Origin of the sequence: Pseudomonas fragi (assembly GCF_002269505.1) — a bacterium.
GTDB lineage: Bacteria > Pseudomonadota > Gammaproteobacteria > Pseudomonadales > Pseudomonadaceae > Aquipseudomonas > Aquipseudomonas fragi_D.
In genome coordinates, this window is the sequence record NZ_NQKQ01000003.1 from 257,667 (window position 1) to 276,516 (window position 18,850).

The window sequence follows — 18,850 nt, forward strand, 5'->3', positions numbered from 1 at the left end:
TGCAACAAAGCTGCGGCCTCCTCTGTCACCCGGCACTGACAATTTGTCGCAGGGCCAGGTTTTTGTTAAAGTTATAAAACTAACCGTTTAGTACATAACTGTTTCGGACGTTTCCCGGTCTGTCGATCTGGCCTGTTCAAGGCCTCGGCGACACGCAGAAACGCCGTACACGCCTACGCCTGCCTTGCAAGCCGCTACAGTTAAAAGCTATGCCCTCCTCCCAACCGTTCATGCATCAATAGGGTCATGCACAATGAATAACACTCAACCTTCGGCAGCCGTAAGCCGCTGGCCCATCTGGGTCGCCGCTTTAGGTGTGCTGGTTTTCGGTTTGCTCTTCGTCGCCGGTGGTGGCTACCTCGCCACACTTGGTGGCAGCCTGTACTTCCTGCTTGCAGGCCTGGGCATGGTCGTCTCGTCCGTGTTGCTGTTCAAGCGGCGTCTGGCCGGTGCCTGGCTGTTCGCGGGCGTCATGGTCGCCAGTGTGATCTGGGCCCTGGCTGATGCCGGGCTGGTGTTCTGGCCGCTGGTTTCACGTTTGTTTGCCCTGGCCGTGCTCAGCCTGGTCGTGGCGCTGGCTTACCCTTCGCTGCGTAAGGCCAATGGCCTGAGCGGCAACGCCGGTTATGCGCTGGGCGCAGTGCTGGCCGTGGCCATCGCCGCCGGTTTCTGGGGCATGTTCCAGCCTCACGCCTCGATCGCACCGACCGGTGACGGCCCGGGCCTGACCAAGGTTGATCCGGCCAAAGCCCAGAAAGATTGGGCTCACTACGGCAATGACGAAGGTGGCAGCCGCTTTGCCGCACTGGATCAGATCAACCGCAGCAACGTCTCCAAGCTGGTACCGGCCTGGACCTACCAGACCGGCGATGTGGCCATCAGTGATGGCAATGGCGCAGAAGACCAGATGACCCCGCTACAAGTGGGCGACAAAGTCTTTATCTGTACGCCACACAACAACCTGATCGCGCTGGACGCCGATACCGGCAAAGAGCTGTGGAAGAACAACATCAACGCCAAATCGGCGGTCTGGCAGCGTTGCCGTGGCCTGGCTTACTTCGATGCCACCAGCGCCGTCGCCCAGCCGACTGACGGCAGCACGCCGGCCGCTGCAGTCACCGTTGCACCGGGCGCAGCCTGCCAGCGTCGCCTGCTGACCAATACCATCGATGCACGCCTGATCGCGGTAGATGCCGACACCGGCCAGTTCTGCCCGGATTTCGGCAGCAATGGTCAGGTTGATCTGAAGGCCGGCCTGGGCAATGTGCCTGACTCCTATTATCAGTTGTCGTCCGCTCCTTTGATGGCAGGTACCACGGTGGTGGTTGGCGGTCGCGTGGCTGATAACGTGCAGACCGATATGCCTGGTGGTGTGATCCGTGGTTTCGACGTGGTGAGCGGCGCCATGCGCTGGGCTTTCGACCCTGGCAACCCGCAGGACAAGCAAGCACCGGCAGAAGGCAAGACCTACGTTCGCAGCACGCCGAACAGCTGGGCACCGATGTCCTATGACCCGCTGATGAACACGGTATTCTTGCCGATGGGCAGCTCGTCCACCGACATCTATGGTGTTGAACGTACCGAGCTGAACCACAAGTATGGCGCATCGGTGCTGGCACTGAACGCCACCACTGGCGAAGAAAAGTGGGTGTACCAGACCGTCCACAATGACCTGTGGGACTTCGATCTGCCCATGCAACCGAGTCTGATCGACTTCGCCAAAGCGGACGGCAGCAAGGTTCCGGCGGTAGTGATCGGCACCAAGGCCGGGCAGATTTTTGTGCTTGATCGCCACACTGGCCAGCCGCTGACCAAAGTCGAAGAAGTACCGGTCAAGGCCTCGAACATCCCCGACGAGCCCTACTCGCTGACCCAGCCAAAATCCGTGGGCATGCCACAGATTGGCGCGCAGACTCTGACCGAATCGGACATGTGGGGCGCCACCCCGTTCGATCAGATGCTGTGCCGTATTTCCTTCAAGAAAATGCGTTACGAAGGTCTGTACACCGCGCCGGGCACTGACGTGTCGTTGAGCTTCCCGGGGTCGCTGGGTGGCATGAACTGGGGCAGCCTGTCGACTGACCCGGTACACGGTTTTATCTTCGTCAACGACATGCGTCTGGGCTTGTGGGTGCAGATGGTGCCACAGCAAAAAGACGCCAAGGCCTCTTCTGGCGGCGAAGCGCTGAACACTGGTATGGGTGCCGTGCCGCTCAAGGGTACGCCTTATGCGGTGAATAAGAACCGCTTCCTGTCGGTGGCTGGTATTCCGTGCCAGGCACCGCCTTTCGGCACGCTGACCGCCATTGACATGAAAACCCAGAAAGTCGCCTGGCAAGTACCGGTCGGTACGGTGCAGGATACCGGCCCGCTGGGTATCAAGATGGGTCTGCAACTGCCGATCGGCATGCCGACCCTGGGCGGTACGCTGTCCACTCAAGGTGGCCTGGTGTTCATCGCCGGCACTCAAGACTTCTACCTGCGTGCATTTAACTCGGCCAACGGTGAAGAAGCCTGGAAAGCCCGTTTGCCAGTTGGCAGCCAGGGCGGCCCGATGACCTTTGTTTCGCCTAAAACCGGCAAGCAATACATCGTCATCACCGCCGGTGGTGCCCGCCAGTCGCCGGATCGCGGTGACTACGTGATTGCTTACGCGCTGCCTGAAAGCAACTAAGCGTTAGTCCGTGCGGGAGCTGGCCTGCCAGCTCCCGCACGGTTTATGCCGCTTGCGCCTTGCTCAGCAACACCCGCGTCACCCTCCGCTCTTCTACCTCGACTACGGTCAAGGCCCAGCCTTCCCACGTCAGCTTGTCGCCAATCATCGGCAGACGATCCAGCAAACTCATTACCATACCGGCAAGTGTCTGATAGTCATCTGTGGCCTTGGCTGCAAAGCCGATGTGCTGGCGAATCTGGCTCAGGTTCAAGGCGCCGCTGACCAGATAACCCTCTTCCCGGGCAACGATATTGGGGCCCTCTATCTCGCTGGCATCCGGCAGTTCACCCGCGATCGACTCAAGAATGTCAGTCATGGTCAACAGGCCGATAAAGTCACCGAACTCGTTGATGACGAACGCAATGTGCGTCGACTCTTTGCGCATCTGCTCCAGAGCATTGAGTATCGTGAAACTGTCCAGCAGGTTGATGGCCTTGCGGGCCATGGCTTCCAGATCAGGTTCGTGACCAGCCAACAGTTCTTTGAGCAATTCCTTTTTATGAATAAAGCCCAGCGGCTCGTCAACCCGGCCTTCGCGGATCAGCGGCAGTCGAGAGTACGACGAGTGCATCAGCGTCGTGCGAATGGTGTCTGCTGAATCCGCGAGGTCGATATGATCGATCTCGGCCCGAGGCGTCATCACGGTACGAATCGGGCGCTCTGCCAGTTGCAGTACGCCACTGATCATCACGCGTTCGCGTCGGTGGAAAACTTCCTTGTCTTCGCCGCCTTCAAGCATGTCAGCAATGTCTTCGCCCACTTCATCTGCACTCAAGGTACGACCGCCCAGCAAACGCAACACTGCATGAGCCGTACGCTCGCGCATCGGCCGCAGCCCCTGCACGCTTTTCTTGCGACGCGCACGGGCAATCTGGTTCAGCACTTCGATCAGAATCGAGAAGCCGATGGCTGCATACAGGTAGCCCTTGGGAATGTGGAAGCCCAGGCCTTCGGCGGTCAAGCTGAAGCCGATCATCATCAGGAAGCCCAGACACAGCATGATCACCGTCGGGTGACTGTTGACGAATTTGGTCAGGGGTTTACTGGCAATGATCATCAAACCGACCGAGAACAGCACCGCGATCATCATCACAGACAGGTGTTCAACCATGCCCACAGCAGTTACCACCGCATCCAGGGAGAACACGGCATCGAGCACCACAATCTGTGCCACGATCGGCCAGAACATGGCGTAGCCCATGTTTGATGTGCGTTCGGCCACATGCCCTTCCAGTCGTTCATGCAACTCCATAGTCGCCTTGAACAACAGGAACAGACCACCGAACAGCATGATCAGGTCGCGACCCGAGAACGATTTGTCGAACACTTCAAACAACGGCGCCGTCAGCGTGACGATCCACGAGATGCTGGCCAGCAGGCCCAGGCGCATCACCAGTGCAAGCGTAAGGCCGATCACCCGGGCACGGTCGCGCTGCTCCGGCGGCAACTTGTCCGCCAGGATGGCGATAAACACCAGGTTATCAATGCCCAGTACCAGTTCCAGCACAATCAACGTCAACAGGCCGAGCCAGGCCGTGGGATCTGCAATCCATTCCATAGGTATCAGTCAATCTCACGAAGGTTCAGGGTTAACGACGAGCGCGCACAGACAAGCGTAGCCGCAAATGGGCTAACGCAAAACGGAGGGCTGGAGAAAGGTAAAGCACGCTCGACAGAGGTGATCAAGCGAAGAAGGGGCGCAGGTTCAGAGCTGCGACTGGGTGGTTCCTGAAGGGTGTTCATACAAGCCTTTAGTGAATTGGGGACGCAATCCTACAGCGAATCAGCACAACGCCCGCGAGCGGACTTATTACAAAATTTAACAAGTCCCCTCTCCTGCGCCTTGCTCGACCTGACGGGCAAACCATTGCAGCACCGCCGGACACGCCGGGTGCAAGTGCGCCGCAGGTTGCAGGCACAACGAATAGTTGCCACCGGTTTTCAACGGTTCGCCAAAGGGAATCACCAGTACCCCGCGCTGAATGGACTCGGCCGCCAGCGTCATGTCCGTCACCGCAACCCCCAGGCCACGCGCGGCAGCATCGAGGGCCAGTTCATCGAGATTGAACGGGATATGCCGGTAACTGTGCAGCGGCATGCCGTCATTGGCGGCGAGCCAGTCGATCCAGGCTTGCTGGTCGGCCGAGCGATGTAAAAGCGCAAAGCGCACCAGATCCGCCATTGACGTCAGCGGCCCCAAGTTGGGAGCGCACACCGGTACCAGAGCCTCGTCGAATAAAGCCATGCAGGCCGGATCAGTGGAGGGTCGGGGCAAGTACAGGATGTAGGCATCACTGTCGCTGGCCGGTTCGACTATCTCGGTGGCTACCGTTTCAATCGACAAGGCTATGTCCGGATGCTGCAAGTAGAAGTCACTGAGTTTGGGCAGTAACCAGCGCACGGCCAGCGACACATGCATACGGATACGAAACGGCCTTTTTTGCGGCGACAAGCGATCTTCCAGCAGCTTTAACTGCTCCAGAATCCCGCGGGCACTGGCCAGCACCTGTTCGCCTTCGACGGTCATGCGCACGCTGCGACTGGTTCTGGCAAACAACGTCACACCAAAGTGAGTTTCCAGTTGCTGGATTTTCCGGCTGATTGCGCTTTGGGTCAGGCACAGCGTCTGCGCTGCCTGGGTGAAGCTGCCCGATTCGGCAACCTCAACCAGTGCCTGCAAACCCTGCAATGACGGTACGTGACGAACCTTATCCATGTGTTTTTTGCATCAATCAATGAATTAATAGCGTTGGTTATATCACTTGGTACAGCATAAATTCCATCTAAAACCCGCGCCAGCAGCGGCCAGCCATGCAAATAGCGCATGTATTAAAACGCCGCTCAGCGCCATGACAGGCAAATGAGGTGAATCGTGAAGAATGAATGTGGCTGGATTGCCCTGGCAGGAACCTCCCCCAGCCGTGATCACCTCAAAGGCATAGAGAAAGCCGACTGGCTGATTATCGGTGCGGGTATCACCGGCCTCAGTGCCGCCCATTCCCTGGCACAACTGCACCCGCAGGCACGTATCGTGATTGTCGACCGGCAACGTGCTGCCCAAGGGGCATCGGCACGCAACTCCGGTTACGCGGTGGCCCATGAAAACCCGGGCGACAACGAGTTGATCGGCAATAGCGGTTTTGCCGGCTATGCCGTGGACTCGACCATCGGCCAGGCGGCCGGTGATGAAGTGCGCATGCGCATTGCGCGCCACTGCATCGACTGTGACTACCGGGATTCGGGCTACTACTTCGCCGTCAACGACCCGGGCAAATTGACCCAAGTTGAAGCCAAGCTCAAAACTTTGCAGGCAGTCGGCGCATCTGCGCACTTTCTGCAAGGCGCGCAACTGGCGCAAACGCTCGGCACCGGCCATTACCAGGCGGCCATCTGGTGCGGCAATGGCAATGCGTTGTTGCAGCCGGCGAAATACGTCAAGGGCCTGCTGGATGCCTTGCCGGCCAATGTCAGCCTTTTTGATAACACCGACATCACCGGGCTTGAACGCCTGAGTGGCGGACGCATCCGGGCCAAGGGTAGCCAGGGCAGCATTGAAGCCGCACAGGTACTGGTATGCCTGAATGCCTTTATCCCCCGCGCCGGGATCGACAAGAGTGCAACCTTCCCGATGGAGCTCAGCGCCAGCCTTACCCGCCCCCTGACTGACAAGGAATACCAGGCCATCGGCAATGTCGAGCCCTGGGGCGTGCTGTCGACCCGGCCGCTGGGCGCCACAGTGCGACTGACCCCGGATCGTCGGGTAATGATCCGTAATACCGCGGAATACCGTACGCGCGACCTGTCTGACAATGACCTGTTGCAGCGTCGAAAACACCATGCGCTTGGCCTGCAACGTCGTTTCCCGGGGCTCGGCGAGCAAGACATCCACTACACCTGGACTGGCCATCTGAGCGCTACCCGCAGTGGCCAGCCGTACTTTGCCAAGGTCGAGGAAGGCATCTATGCCGTGGCCGGCTGCAATGGCTCCGGCGTTGCCCGGGGAACCCTGTGGGGGCGCCTGTTGGCCGAACTGGCCAGCGGCGCCAGCTCGCCCCTGCTGCAATCGGTCATGGACAGAGCGCAGCCGGGCTGGTTGCCGCCTCGGCCTTTTTTTGACGTCGGTGCAGCGCTGCGCATGCGCATGGAAGCCGTCAGAGCCAAAACAGAAATCTGAACACTCTCACACCACAAAAGAATAAAAGCTCCTTGAAAAGGTGATTGAACATGCACATCAACACGGTTTCCCTTGCGGTCATGCTCGCAGCGTTTTCGGCCGTCAGCCACGCCGACGAGAGCGTGAATATTTCCAACTGGAACGGCTATATCGCCGACGACACCCTGACCAGTTTCACCAAGGAAACAGGGATCAAGGCTACCTACGATATTCACGACAGCAACGAAGTGCTGGAATCCAAGTTGATGACCGGCAATACCGGCTATGACGTGGTCAGCCCTTCGAACCACTTCATGTCCCGCCTGATCAAGGCCGGCGCCATCCAGAAACTGGACAGGAGCCAGTTGCCCAACTGGAAAAACCTGGACCCGGTGTTGATGAAAAAACTGGAAGTCAACGACCCTGGCAACCAGTACGGCTACCCCTATATGTGGGGCACGGCGGGGATCGGCTACAACGTCGAGAAGATCAAGGCGATTTTTGGCACCACGGATGTCACCCGCTCCTGGAGCCTGTTTTTCGATGAAAACAACATCAAAAAACTGAGCCAGTGCGGTGTAGCGATCATTGACAACCCGACGCAAGTGCTGCCGATCACGCTCAACTACCTGGGCTTGCCGCACCATAGCCATGAGCCTGAGGACTACAAGAAAGCCGAAGCGGCGCTGCTGAAAATACGACCTTATGTTCAGTATTTTCATGCATCCAAATACATCAGTGATCTGGCAAACGGCAATATCTGTGCGGTGATCGGTTTCAACGGTGATGTGGTACAGGCTGCGGCAAGTGCCCGGGAAGCCAGGAACGGGATCGATATCGCCTACTCGATCCCCAAGGAAGGTTCAACGTTATGGCTGGACATGGTGGTCATGCCTAAAAGCGCACCCCATGAGAAGAATGCCTACACCTACATGAACTACCTGCTGACCCCGCAAGTGATTGCCAACATCAGCAACCATATCCACTACGCCAACCCTAACCAGGCGGCAGACGCGTACCTGGCGCCGGACGTGAAGCAGGACCCGGCGATTTACCCGTCCAGTGAAGTGATCGACACCCTGTTTACCGTGGAAGACCTGCCCGCCAAGATCGCTCGCCTGAGCACACGTTTGTGGACCAAGCTCAAGACCAATACTTGATGCATTCCTGAACTGAAATGTGGGAGCGAGCCTGCTCGCGATGCTGTCCCACAGTTTTCTAGACGCGTGTCGCCTGCTTCGCGAGCAGGCTCGCTCTCACAAATCCAGGTTGCGCTCTTACAGCAAAAACCGATCTGTCACATTGCGCCGCTCATTGTCATCACGCACGTCATAGCTGACCGTGGTGGCAATGTTGGCGTGGTGCGCCAGCTTTTGAGCGATCGATACGTCGTACTCTTCGATCACCCGGGTAATAAACGAACGGCGAAAGTCGTGGGGCATGATGTCGACTCCCACCTGCCTGCCCCGCTGCTTGGCGATGTAGTAAATGGCATGTTTGGTCAGGCGGTCACGGGTGATGTGATTGCCGCGACGGATGCGATTGAACAGGAAGCTGTCATCCTCGACCCCGTCGGGCAGATTGGTCCGGCGAAATGCCAGCCAGGCTTCAAGTTTTTCAAAGGCCCAGGCCGGGGCAAACTTGATCAGCTCCTTGTTGCCCTTGCCCAGCACCTGCAAGCTGCGCTGTTCGACATCGACCTGCCACAGGTCCATGTTCACCGACTCGGACTTGCGCATTCCCGAGCCATACAGGATCGCGATGATCGCCGCGTCCCTGAGCCCCTGCGGGCGCGGGTCTGCGGCACAGACGTCCATCAGCTCGCGAATAAGGTTGCGGCGCAGGTTACGCCCCTTGACCAGCCGCGAACCGCCCCCCGCCTTGACGGCGCGGATCTTGAGCAAATGATCCTGGGTGATCAGGTTTTGTTGCCATGCCTGGTTCATCACCCCACGAATGGCATTGACGTACAGCGACGAGGTATTCGGCGCGTAGCCGTCCTCGCGCAATGCGGCCACCAGCGCGGTGATATGCCCCGGTTGCAGTTGATGCCAAGGGAACTCATCAATCGCCACCTCTTCAGCGCCCAGGCGGTCTGCCGCTTCCTGCAAGACATAGCGCATGGTCTGGCGGCTGGAGGGGGCTAGCCGCTGAAGGTAAAGCGCCACAGGCGTTTGCACCGGGTTCAGCACCAAGGGAGAAAGCGGCGGTAGCGGGGAGTCAATCGTAGACAATACCAATCTCATTACAGGCAGAAACAGTTCGCAATATACCCCATGCGCCGGGGATTTCCGCGTTTAACGCATCAACGCCATCCCACTCGCGATTTGCATGGCCTGGTCACGGCAAACATGCATTCTGCACGAATAAAAACCTCAGCCTGAAAACCTAACCAATTGATTTATATTAATTTTATATCGTACGTTCAAGTTGGTACAGCTAATGCAACATTCATCACTGAGGGTCGCATGCATAAAGGCCCATCCCTATCCGTGAAAGAGACAGGTGAGTGAATATGAATGCCATCGATTTGCTGTTGGAAGACCACAAGCGCGTCAAGGCCATCTTGAGCCAGCTCAGCGACTCCACCGAGCGCGCCGTGAAAAAACGCACTGAACTGCTCAACAAGCTGGAAATGGAAATTACTATCCACACCCGCCTTGAAGAGGAAATCCTCTACCCGGTGTTCAAGAAAGCCGGTGGTAAAGAGCAAGCCGTCATGTACCACGAAGCGAAGGAAGAACACCGCACGGTGGACTCCCTCGTATTGCCTGACCTTAAGAAAACTGCCCCCGATTCTCTGGAATTCTCCGGTCGTGCAAAGGTGGTCAAGGAACTGCTCGAGCACCACATCGAAGAGGAAGAAACCGAGATGTTTCCCCAAGCCCGCAAGTTGCTTGGCAAGGCCGTTCTCGATGAGCTGGGCAAACAGATGGAGGCGATGAAAGCCGAGTACAAAAAATCCCTGAACAGCAAGCCTCTGGCGGCGTAATGGCGCCAGCGCCTGGCAGGGTCAGCCCTGGGTAAAACCTCGCGCCAGCATCACAGCCACCCCCAGCAACATGCAGGCTGTAGCCCGTTGCAACAACACCTGTCGCGACGGGCTTTGCAGCACCCGGCGAATACGTTGGCCGAAGTAGCAGTACAGGCAACCACTGGCAAACTGCAGCAGCAAAAAGGCCAGCCCCAATACCGCCAGATCGAGCATTCTTGAATCAGTGCCCTGCCCTGCAAACTGCGGGAACACCGCACTGAACATCACGATGGTTTTCGGGTTGGAGAACCCGGTCAGCAGGCCCTTGCCGAATCGCCCTCCGAAACCGCGATCCAGGGTTGCCGTACGTTCCAGCGCCAGCCCTTTGCTGTTCCATTGGCGCCAGGCCAGATACAGCAAGTAGGCAACCCCTATGTATTGCAGAGCGCGACTGATCAACGGGTTACCCTTGATCAACTCGGCAAAACCCACGGCAAAAATCAGTATCGACACCAGGTACGCGGCGCTGGCCCCAAGCTGTACCGGCATTGACCGTTTCAAGCCTTCCTGCATGCCAAACCCCATGAGCAGCAGGGTCATGGGGCCGGGACTGAAGGTCATGGTGGCGCAGAACATCAGAAAATATAGAAATGAAGCGAGTGTCAGTTGCGTGGCCATTGCGGTGGTTCATTCCAGAAAATACGGTCGCGCAGTCTAGGCAGGCCCTGTCGGCTATTGGCAGGTCAAGCACTGACAAACTTTACCGACCTTTACTGGTAGCATGACCGGCAAAGTACGAGGCCCTGCATGCACCTACCTACAGTTGTGTTCCAACCCGGCCTGTCCAAGGTTCAGCAGATCGTGGATGCCTTGAGCCAGGCCATCGATCGGGGCCAGCTGGGTCCTGGCAGCAAGTTGCCCTCTGCACGTGAGATGACCGCGCACTGGGGGGTCAGCAAGTTCACCCTGATTGAGGCCCTGGATCGTCTGCGTGGGCAGGACAGAATCACATCCAGCCAAGGCCTGGGCTATTTTGTTGCAACAACAACGCCACCCGCCAGGCGCGCCGTCGGCCTTGATCTGCTGCCACAAGACTTGCACAGCGTCTTGCGCCGCTCCCTGACCGGCGCCAGCGGTACCCTGCGACCCGGTAGCGGGCATTTGCCGGAGAACTGGCTGCAAGACAGCGCCCTGCGTACCAACATGCGCCAGCTTAGCCGCTCACCGGCCTTGCGTTTGACCGGCTATGGTGACCCGGCAGGCTATCTGCCGCTGCGTCAGGCCTTGCAGCAAAAGCTCTTGAGCCAGGGCCTGGATGTGGGGGTCGAACAGATCATCACCACGGCCAATACCGTACTCGCCCTGGACATGCTGTTACGTCTGCGTTTACGCCCCGGCGATACGGTGCTGCTGGACATGCCCTGCTACTTCAATTTTCACGCCAACCTGGCCTTGCACGGCGTCAACGTGGTGACTCTGGCGCGCACCGCCCAAGGGCTGGACCTGCATCGCCTGGAAGCGCTGTTGATCGAGCACCGTCCCGCGCTCTACCTGACCACCGGGCTATTGCATAACCCCACCGGCCACTCTTTCACGCCCGGCCAGGCCTACGGACTGCTGGAACTGGCCAAGCGCTATGGCTGCTCGATTATCGAAGACGATCTCTACGGTGACTTGCACCCTGAGCCGCCCCCCCGGCTGGTAGCGCTGGCAGGCGTTGAGCAAGTGACTTACCTGAGCGGTTTTTCGAAAACCCTCAGTGCCAACCTGCGCGTCAGCTTTGTCGTCGCGCCGCCACAACTGGCCGCCGAGTTGACCCAGATGAAACTGATGTGTGGCGGGATTACGTCGGAGATGCTTGAACAGGTAGTGTGTTCGATGCTCAATGACGGCACGTATCACAAACATCGAAAACGCGTGGTGCAAGGGCTGCAGGCCAGTGGCGCGAGGGTTTCGAGCTGGCTGCAGGGCCTGGGCTTCACCCTGGGTGTGCCTTATACCGGCGGCATGTTTATCTGGGCCACAGTACCTGCCGGGCTGGATGCCGAAACATTGGCGCAGCAGGGTCTTGCCTGTGGCCTGGTACTGGCACCGGGGATCCTGTTCGGCCTCGATCCCCATTTAAGTAACTGCATGCGCTTCAACGTTGCTCACACTGACACGCCAGCCGTCATGGCGAGCGTCGAGGCGTTACTGGCTAACGCAATCTGAGCGGATCAACCAGCCCGGCAGCAATGGCCATGCCCACCAGATCAGGCAAGTGCTGGGCCTGCATGCGTTTCATCACCCGGGAGCGGTACAGGTCGATAGTCTTGACACTGACCTCCAGCAACCCGGCAATTTCCCGGGTGGTGTAACCCTTGACCAGGGGCATCAATACATCGCGCTCGCGGGGTGTCAGGCTGTGCAGGCGGGCGTCAAGCTCGGTGCGCTCCTGGCTTGCCGTGTGCCGTGCACTGCCGCCGCTCAGGGCCTCTTGCACACTGTCGAGCAACAACTGCTGGTTGTAGGGTTTTTCGATAAAGTCATGGGCGCCCGCCTTGAAGGCGCGCACGACGATGGGCACATCGGCATGCCCGCTGACAAAGATCACCGGTATCTTGATTCCGCGCTCCTGCAGGGCTTGCTGCACATTCAGACCGCCCATGGCCGGCATGCGGATATCCAGTACCACGCAGGCACTGAGCGCCGGGTCGCAAGCGTCCAGAAAAGCCTGCCCGTTGGTAAACGCCAGCGCATTGAGGCCCACGGACTCCAGTAGCCAGACAGTCGAATCGAGCATGCCCTGGTCGTCATCCACCACATACACCACAGGCCGGGTTTGGGTTGTCATCGTTACTCTCTTGTCGTTTTGAGTGAAGCCATCAACGGCAGGCAGCAGCACATCAGCAAGCCGCTGGTTTGGGGTCGGGCATTGAGTTCCCCGCCAAAGCCTTCAACGATGCTGCGGCTAATCGACAAGCCCAGCCCGAGGCCATCTGCCTTGCTGGTGTAAAACGGCGTGAACAATTGCTCAAGTTGCCCGGCACTGACCCCTGGCCCCTGATCCTGCACGCTGATTTGCAGGGTGGCGCCGTCAAGGGCTTGTGCCTGCAAGAGGATCCGCGAAGCTTGCCCCGGCAATTGCTCGTTGTTGGCGTCCATGGCATTGCGCAACAAATTGAGCAGCACTTGCTCCAGCAACACCCGGTCGGCGTATACCCGTGGCAGCGAGTCCGGCAATTGCAGATCGATGCTGACATGCCGTTCCCCGGCCTCCCAGGCACACAGACTGACGGCCTGGCGTGCCACCTCACTGATATCCAGCGCTTGCAGGTTACGCCTTCCTTTGCGCAAAAAACCGCGCAGGCGCTTGATCACTTGCGAGGCGTGATTGGCATGCAGATTGATCCTTTCCAGCCCCTGGGCCACGCGCTCGACCGCCGCAGGATTACTGCCCAGGGTTTGCAAATAACGTAGGCTGGCATTGGCATAATTGACCACTGCCGCCAGCGGCTGATTGATTTCGTGGGCAATCCCGGATGCCAGCTCACCCAGGGTTACCAACCGCGCTGTATGGGCCATTTCATCCTGATGATGACGCTGCTGGGCTTCGCGCAATTCGCGCTCGCGCATATCCCTGGCCATCAGTGAGAAAAATCGTTCTCCTGCGGTAGAGCGATGGGCCAACAGCAGTAACGACACCGGCACAGAAGGCTCGCCATTCAAGGGCAACAAGCGGGTTTCGTGACTCCACAAGCCCTGTTCCTCGGCACTGTGCCAGCCACTGGTCTCCAGGAGGGCCAGGTCTTGCGCGCTCAAAAAATCAGCCAATGCCGGCATGCCCTGTGCGGGCAGCAACCCAAGCAGGCGACGTGCTGCCGGATTGAGATACGACACCCCGCCAGCCGGGTCGATAAACAGCACCGGGTCCGGGTTGGCCTCGACCACATCAGCCAGCCGCCGCTTGTTCTCTTCAGCTTGAATACGCGCGGTGATATCCCGCGACACGCTGACCACCTCGACCACCGCCCCGGTATAGGTTTCACGTATTGCCCGGCTGGCTGTTTCAAACCACAGGTAGTGCCCCGCCTGATGGCGAATGCGGTACGTCATGGTGTGATAGCCGTCCAGTTGCAAGGCATCACGGGCCTGACGCAACGCCAGCTTCATGTCATGACCGTGGAACAGGCGCTGGGCCAGGGTCCCGCGCAACGTTTCGGGCCAGTAACCGAGCAGGGTCCAGGACGCCGGCGAGGCATCCAGAAAACGCCCGTCAGGGGTATGGCGTGAGATCAGGTCCGTGGTGTTTTCGGTAATCAGCCGGTACAGCCGCCGGGCCCTGGCAGCCTCTCGCCCGGCCAGCAGCTCGCTACTCGCTTCACGCCCGCGAGCCACAACGCATTGGCTGTCGGGGTCGGGGATCAGGGTCCAGAGCCACACCTGCTGTGCACATTGCGCCTCTACCTGCTCGATGGCTCTGCTCTGCCTGAGGCAGGCGCGGACCAGCTCCGGCAGATTGCCCGGCAATAGAGCGCTCGCATGGCCCAACGCCTGGCCCGCCAGCAGGCGAATCAATGCGTCGTTGGCTGCCAGCGGCAAGCCATCTCTATCGAGCACTACAGAGGGCTGAGGGTCATGGGGCAGCAGCGCGATCGGCATTTGGCATCCAGGGTTTGTACGGGTTTTTCTTTATATAGTACAACTACTATAGTGCTTAGGTATTACTTCCATATCAAACACTGAGTGAGCTATAAGTCAGACCGGACATAAAACTGCCCCGCTCGCCACCGGCAGAGCAGGCAGCCATAGAGCTAACAATCAGCCACCGGAATGACCATCATGTCGATTTTTGAGCACGGCCTTGAGCCGACTGCCGTAAACCATATTGCCCTGTCCCCGCTGAGCTTTATTGAACGTACGGCCAGCGTCTACCCTGATTACCCTGCCGTGATTCATGGCTCCATTCGCCGCACCTGGGCGCAGACCTACAGCCGTTGCCGCCGTCTGGCCTGTGCCCTGGCCGGACGCGGGATTGGCCAGGGCGATACGGTCGCCGTCATGCTGCCCAACATTCCGGCCATGCTTGAAGCCCACTTTGCCGTGCCCATGATCGGCGCGGTGCTCAATGCCCTCAATGTGCGCCTCGATGCCGAAGCCATCGCCTTTATGCTCGCCCACGGCGAAGCCAAGGTGCTGATTGCCGACCGCGAATTCCATGACGTGGTCCATGCAGCCGTGGCCATGCTCGATCACCCGCCGCTGATCATCGATGTGGATGACCCCGAGTACGGTGAAGGTCAGCCCGTCAGCACCCTGGACTATGAAGCGCTGCTGGCTGAAGGCGACCCCGAGTTTGACTGGCAATGGCCCGCAGATGAGTGGCAGGCCATTGCCCTCAACTACACCTCCGGCACCACCGGCAATCCCAAGGGTGTGGTGTATCACCATCGCGGCGCTTACCTCAATTCCCTGGGCAACCAGATGGTCTGGGCCATCGGCAATCACCCGGTATATTTGTGGACCTTGCCGATGTTCCACTGCAACGGCTGGTGCTACCCGTGGATCATCACGGCGCTGGCCGGTGTGCATGTGTTTCTGCGCCGGGTTGACCCGCAAAAAATCCTCACGCTGATTCGCGAGCATCAGGTCACTCACCTGTGCGGTGCGCCGATTGTGCTCAATGCCCTGGTCAATATGCCCGAGTCCGCCAAGGCCGCCATCGACCACCCGGTGCATGCGATGGTCGCAGGCGCGGCGCCACCGGCCAAGGTGATTGGTGCCGTGGAAGAAATGGGCATCAAGGTCACCCACGTCTATGGCCTGACCGAGGTGTATGGTCCGGTGACGATTTGTGCCTGGCATAACAAGTGGGATGCACAGCCTCTAGCCGAACGCGCACAGATCAAGTCCCGCCAGGGCGTACGCTACCCGACGCTGGAAGGCGTAATGGTGGCCGATCCGAAAACCCTGGTGCCGACGCCCCGTGACGGCGAGACCATGGGCGAGATTTTCATGCGCGGTAATACGGTGATGAAGGGCTATCTGAAGAACCCCAGTGCTACGGCCGAAGCTTTCGAGGGTGGCTGGTTCCATACCGGGGACCTGGCCGTGTGCCACCCCGACGGCTACGTCGAGATCCGTGACCGGCTCAAGGACATCATCATTTCCGGTGGCGAGAACATTTCCACCATTGAGGTCGAGGGCGTCCTGTATCGCCACCCTGGCGTGATGGAAGCGGCCGTGGTGGCGCGCCCCTGCGAAAAATGGGGCGAAACGCCTTGCGCCTTTATCACCCTCAAGGCTGATCATCAGCAGGTGCGCGAGGCCGAGATCATCGCCTTTTGCCGTGATCACCTGGCTGGCTTCAAAGTGCCACGCACGGTGGTGTTCACACTGCTGCCCAAGACCTCCACGGGCAAGATCCAGAAGTTCGTGCTGCGTGATATGGCCAAAGCGCTGTAACTGCGCCCTATAGACCCACAGGTTGCCTGCCGCTGTAACAAAGAGGTTTTTCATGCCTGAATTCAACGCTCCCCTGCGCGACATGCGCTTTGTCCTGCACGAAGTTTTCGAGGCCCCGGCACTCTGGGCCCGGCTGCCGGTTCTGGCCGATCATGTGGATGCCGATACGGCCGACGCCATTCTTGAAGAAGCCGCCAAGGTCACCGGCCAGTTGATCGCCCCGCTTAACCGCAGTGGCGACGAGCAAGGCGCGCAATGGCACGCGGGCCAGGTCACCACGCCTGAAGGCTTTAAATCTGCCTACAACACCTATATCGAAGGCGGCTGGGTGGGTCTGTCGGGCAATCCCGAGTTCGGCGGGCTTGGCATGCCGAAAATGCTCGCCGTGCAATTCGAAGAAATGCTCTATGGCGCCAATTCAAGCTTTGCCCTGTATTCGGCCCTCACCAGCGGTGCTTGCCTGGCTATTGATGCCCACGCCAGCGCAGAACTGAAAAACACCTACTTGCCACCTATGTATGAAGGCCGCTGGGCCGGTTCCATGTGTTTGACCGAGGCGCACTCCGGCACCGATCTGGGAATTATCCGCACCCGCGCCGAACCGCAACTGGACGGCAGTTTCACTATCACCGGCAGCAAGATTTTCATCACCGGTGGTGATCAGGATCTGACCGCCAACATCATCCACCTGGTCCTGGCCAAGCTGCCGGACGCGCCAGCGGGGCCCAAGGGCATTTCGTTATTTCTGGTGCCCAAGGTGCTGGTCAATACCGACGGCTCACTCGGCCAGGGCAATGCAGTGAGCTGCGGCTCCATCGAGCACAAGATGGGGATCAAGGCGTCGGCCACCTGCGTGATCAATTTTGACGGTGCACAAGGCTGGTTGATCGGTGAGGCCAACAAAGGCCTGGCCGCGATGTTTACCATGATGAATTACGAGCGCCTGTCGATCGGCATCCAGGGCATAGGGTGCGCCGAAACCTCCTATCAGAATGCCCGCACCTATGCCCGTGAACGTCTGCAAAGCCGCGCGCCCACTGGCGCTGTGGCGCCGGACAAAATTGCCGACCCGATCATCGTTCACCCCGATGTGCGGCGCATGCTACTGAGCATGAAGGCCATGACCGAAGGTGGCCGGGCCTTTGCCAGCTATGTCGGCCAGCAACTGGATCTGGCCAAGTTCTCCAGCGACCCGCACGAGCAAGAACAAGCCAGTGCACTGGTCGCCCTGTTGACGCCGGTGGCCAAGGCCTTCTTCACCGATACCGGTTTCGACAGTTGCGTGCTGGGCCAGCAGGTGTTCGGTGGTCACGGTTATATCCGCGAGTGGGGCCAGGAACAGTTGGTGCGTGACGTGCGTATTGCGCAGATTTATGAAGGCACCAACGGCATTCAGGCACTGGATTTACTGGGGCGCAAAGTCATCGCCAATGGCGGCGTGAGCCTGCGCCTGTTTACCGCGCAAATCCGTGACTTCGCGAGCCTGCCTGGCAAGCCCTACGCCAGCGAACTGCTGGACGCAGTGCAGCGTCTTGAAAACCTCAGTGACTGGTTGCAGGCACGGGCCAAGGCTGATCGCAACGAAACGGGCGCTGCCTGCGTCGAGTATCTGCACCTGTTGGGTTATGTGGCGTATGCCTGGCTATGGGCGCGCATGGCCGATGTGGCGCAGCGCTCGCGAAGTACCGACCCCGGCTTTTATGCCGCCAAGCTGGCAACTGCGCAGTTCTATTTCAGCCGTCTGTTGCCACGCACCTTGAGCCTGGAGCAAGGGATACGGGCTGGCAGCGAATCACTGTTCGAACTGGATGCCGCACACTTTTAGCCCCGGCAATAAAAACGGCGGCCTGTACCGGGCCGCCGCATGCTGTGCACCCTGGAGCCCGGCCTTAAGCGCTCAGTTCGTCGAGCAGCAGCACTTCACGATGCGCCAATAGATCGCCTACGGCCTCGGCCATCGCCTGGTAGTGCGCGGTGGTTTTGTGATGCTCAATGGCCTCCATGTCTGCCCACCCCTCAATAAACACAAAACGCTCGGGGTCGGTGCGGTCCACATGCAAGTCATAGAAACGGCAGCCCGGTTCGGCTCGCGAGCCTTCGACACAGGCGCGCAGTGCCTGCTCGACGGTTTTTCCGTGCCCTGGTTTGGCACGCAATATGGCAACGATTTTGATGATTTTGGACATATCTACTTCCTGCAACTTGCGGTGACTTAAGCGCTCAGGATCTGCGCGATTTTATCCTTGATCTGCAGCCGCTGCTCCTTGAGCGTGCGCAATACATCATCCGGGACGCCTATGGCATCGTTGGCTTCCGCGTCAACGACTTCGGCATCTTTTTCGCCGTACTGTACAAACAGCTGATTCAGATGCGGGTTTTCGCTGCGAAACTTGCTGACGGCTTCTTTAGTGAGCCCCAAATCCTGTAACAAATCGTGCTTGACTGGCATATCTGCACCTCATGGGTAATCCAGTGACAGGGCAGGTTGAATCGCCCCGGGTTTCCTAGACACTCTCCAGGCTCGCTGCGTAACGCTTTTCAAACTCTACCGGTGACAGCTGAT

15 protein-coding genes are annotated in these 18,850 nt (G+C 58.9%); 7 read left to right on the forward strand and 8 right to left on the reverse strand.

Annotation, left to right across the window (positions count from 1 at the left end):
• The first annotated feature begins 253 nt into the window (after nucleotides 1-253).
• Nucleotides 254-2,674, forward strand: a complete 2,421-nt coding sequence (locus tag CJU81_RS04965) for a glucose/quinate/shikimate family membrane-bound PQQ-dependent dehydrogenase (protein WP_095035739.1) — start codon at nucleotides 254-256, stop codon at nucleotides 2,672-2,674.
• Between the two features lie 43 nt (nucleotides 2,675-2,717).
• On the opposite strand, the gene CJU81_RS04970 is transcribed toward CJU81_RS04965, so the two are convergent.
• On the reverse strand, nucleotides 2,718-4,274 hold the full coding sequence (locus CJU81_RS04970) for a TerC family protein (RefSeq protein ID WP_095035740.1): 1,557 nt from the start codon (nucleotides 4,272-4,274) through the stop codon (nucleotides 2,718-2,720).
• A gap of 261 nt (nucleotides 4,275-4,535) precedes the next feature.
• On the reverse strand, nucleotides 4,536-5,432 hold the full coding sequence (locus CJU81_RS04975) for a LysR substrate-binding domain-containing protein (protein WP_095035741.1): 897 nt from the start codon (nucleotides 5,430-5,432) through the stop codon (nucleotides 4,536-4,538).
• Nucleotides 5,433-5,588: 156 nt separating this feature from the next.
• Here CJU81_RS04975 and CJU81_RS04980 point away from each other — a divergent pair, with 156 nt between their 5' ends.
• Both CJU81_RS04980 and CJU81_RS04985 read left to right on the forward strand, forming a co-directional pair.
• Complete coding sequence (locus CJU81_RS04980; RefSeq protein WP_095035742.1) at nucleotides 5,589-6,890, forward strand: NAD(P)/FAD-dependent oxidoreductase; 1,302 nt, start codon at nucleotides 5,589-5,591, stop codon at nucleotides 6,888-6,890.
• A gap of 50 nt (nucleotides 6,891-6,940) precedes the next feature.
• On the forward strand, nucleotides 6,941-8,029 hold the full coding sequence (locus tag CJU81_RS04985; protein WP_095035743.1) for a polyamine ABC transporter substrate-binding protein: 1,089 nt from the start codon (nucleotides 6,941-6,943) through the stop codon (nucleotides 8,027-8,029).
• A gap of 117 nt (nucleotides 8,030-8,146) precedes the next feature.
• Here CJU81_RS04985 and CJU81_RS04990 read toward each other — a convergent pair whose 3' ends face one another.
• Nucleotides 8,147-8,992, reverse strand: a complete 846-nt coding sequence (locus CJU81_RS04990) for a site-specific integrase (RefSeq protein WP_095035744.1) — start codon at nucleotides 8,990-8,992, stop codon at nucleotides 8,147-8,149.
• Nucleotides 8,993-9,384: 392 nt separating this feature from the next.
• Here CJU81_RS04990 and CJU81_RS04995 point away from each other — a divergent pair, with 392 nt between their 5' ends.
• Entirely contained in the window at nucleotides 9,385-9,861 is a 477-nt protein-coding gene (locus CJU81_RS04995; protein ID WP_095019143.1) for a hemerythrin domain-containing protein, read from the forward strand.
• A gap of 21 nt (nucleotides 9,862-9,882) precedes the next feature.
• On the opposite strand, the gene CJU81_RS05000 is transcribed toward CJU81_RS04995, so the two are convergent.
• Nucleotides 9,883-10,521 (reverse strand): LysE family translocator, encoded by a 639-nt coding sequence (locus CJU81_RS05000; RefSeq protein WP_095029345.1) that lies wholly within the window; start codon nucleotides 10,519-10,521, stop codon nucleotides 9,883-9,885.
• A gap of 129 nt (nucleotides 10,522-10,650) precedes the next feature.
• Between CJU81_RS05000 and CJU81_RS05005 the strand changes: the two genes are divergently transcribed.
• Entirely contained in the window at nucleotides 10,651-12,054 is a 1,404-nt protein-coding gene (locus CJU81_RS05005; protein ID WP_095035745.1) for an aminotransferase-like domain-containing protein, read from the forward strand.
• Here the strand turns inward: CJU81_RS05005 and CJU81_RS05010 are convergent.
• Nucleotides 12,041-12,676 (reverse strand): response regulator transcription factor, encoded by a 636-nt coding sequence (locus CJU81_RS05010; protein WP_095035746.1) that lies wholly within the window; start codon nucleotides 12,674-12,676, stop codon nucleotides 12,041-12,043. The genes CJU81_RS05005 and CJU81_RS05010 overlap by 14 nt on opposite strands.
• A gap of 2 nt (nucleotides 12,677-12,678) precedes the next feature.
• Complete coding sequence (locus CJU81_RS05015) at nucleotides 12,679-14,484, reverse strand: PAS domain-containing sensor histidine kinase (RefSeq protein ID WP_095035747.1); 1,806 nt, start codon at nucleotides 14,482-14,484, stop codon at nucleotides 12,679-12,681.
• 180 nt (nucleotides 14,485-14,664) lie between these two features.
• Here CJU81_RS05015 and CJU81_RS05020 point away from each other — a divergent pair, with 180 nt between their 5' ends.
• Together CJU81_RS05020 and CJU81_RS05025 are read left to right on the forward strand one after the other, a co-directional pair.
• A complete protein-coding gene (locus CJU81_RS05020; protein WP_095035756.1) occupies nucleotides 14,665-16,287 on the forward strand; it encodes an acyl-CoA synthetase in 1,623 nt (540 codons plus the stop codon).
• Between the two features lie 52 nt (nucleotides 16,288-16,339).
• Nucleotides 16,340-18,112, forward strand: coding sequence for an acyl-CoA dehydrogenase C-terminal domain-containing protein (locus CJU81_RS05025; RefSeq protein WP_095035748.1), 1,773 nt, complete (start codon nucleotides 16,340-16,342; stop codon nucleotides 18,110-18,112).
• A gap of 64 nt (nucleotides 18,113-18,176) precedes the next feature.
• Here CJU81_RS05025 and CJU81_RS05030 read toward each other — a convergent pair whose 3' ends face one another.
• Both CJU81_RS05030 and CJU81_RS05035 read right to left on the reverse strand, forming a co-directional pair.
• The gene (locus tag CJU81_RS05030) at nucleotides 18,177-18,473 is read right to left on the reverse strand and encodes a putative quinol monooxygenase (protein WP_095035749.1); all 297 of its coding nucleotides are present in this window, start codon (nucleotides 18,471-18,473) and stop codon (nucleotides 18,177-18,179) included.
• Between the two features lie 26 nt (nucleotides 18,474-18,499).
• Nucleotides 18,500-18,736, reverse strand: coding sequence for a YdcH family protein (locus CJU81_RS05035; RefSeq protein WP_095035750.1), 237 nt, complete (start codon nucleotides 18,734-18,736; stop codon nucleotides 18,500-18,502).
• Nucleotides 18,737-18,850: the final 114 nt, after the last annotated feature.

Excerpts from the sequence above, each read along its gene's own strand:
- CJU81_RS04965 (WP_095035739.1), top strand. The coding sequence starts at position 254 with ATGAATAACACTCAACCTTCGGCAGCCGTAAGCCGCTGGCCCATCTGG.
- CJU81_RS04970 (WP_095035740.1), bottom strand. The coding sequence starts at position 4,274 with ATGGAATGGATTGCAGATCCCACGGCCTGGCTCGGCCTGTTGACGTTG.
- CJU81_RS04975 (WP_095035741.1), bottom strand. The coding sequence starts at position 5,432 with ATGGATAAGGTTCGTCACGTACCGTCATTGCAGGGTTTGCAGGCACTG.
- CJU81_RS04985 (WP_095035743.1), top strand. The coding sequence starts at position 6,941 with ATGCACATCAACACGGTTTCCCTTGCGGTCATGCTCGCAGCGTTTTCG.
- CJU81_RS04990 (WP_095035744.1), bottom strand. The coding sequence starts at position 8,992 with ATGCGCTATGTCTTGCAGGAAGCGGCAGACCGCCTGGGCGCTGAAGAG.
- CJU81_RS04995 (WP_095019143.1), top strand. The coding sequence starts at position 9,385 with ATGAATGCCATCGATTTGCTGTTGGAAGACCACAAGCGCGTCAAGGCC.
- CJU81_RS05000 (WP_095029345.1), bottom strand. The coding sequence starts at position 10,521 with ATGGCCACGCAACTGACACTCGCTTCATTTCTATATTTTCTGATGTTC.
- CJU81_RS05005 (WP_095035745.1), top strand. The coding sequence starts at position 10,651 with ATGCACCTACCTACAGTTGTGTTCCAACCCGGCCTGTCCAAGGTTCAG.
- CJU81_RS05010 (WP_095035746.1), bottom strand. The coding sequence starts at position 12,676 with ATGACAACCCAAACCCGGCCTGTGGTGTATGTGGTGGATGACGACCAG.
- CJU81_RS05015 (WP_095035747.1), bottom strand. The coding sequence starts at position 14,484 with ATGCCGATCGCGCTGCTGCCCCATGACCCTCAGCCCTCTGTAGTGCTC.
- CJU81_RS05020 (WP_095035756.1), top strand. The coding sequence starts at position 14,665 with ATGTCGATTTTTGAGCACGGCCTTGAGCCGACTGCCGTAAACCATATT.
- CJU81_RS05025 (WP_095035748.1), top strand. The coding sequence starts at position 16,340 with ATGCCTGAATTCAACGCTCCCCTGCGCGACATGCGCTTTGTCCTGCAC.
- CJU81_RS05030 (WP_095035749.1), bottom strand. The coding sequence starts at position 18,473 with ATGTCCAAAATCATCAAAATCGTTGCCATATTGCGTGCCAAACCAGGG.
- CJU81_RS05035 (WP_095035750.1), bottom strand. The coding sequence starts at position 18,736 with ATGCCAGTCAAGCACGATTTGTTACAGGATTTGGGGCTCACTAAAGAA.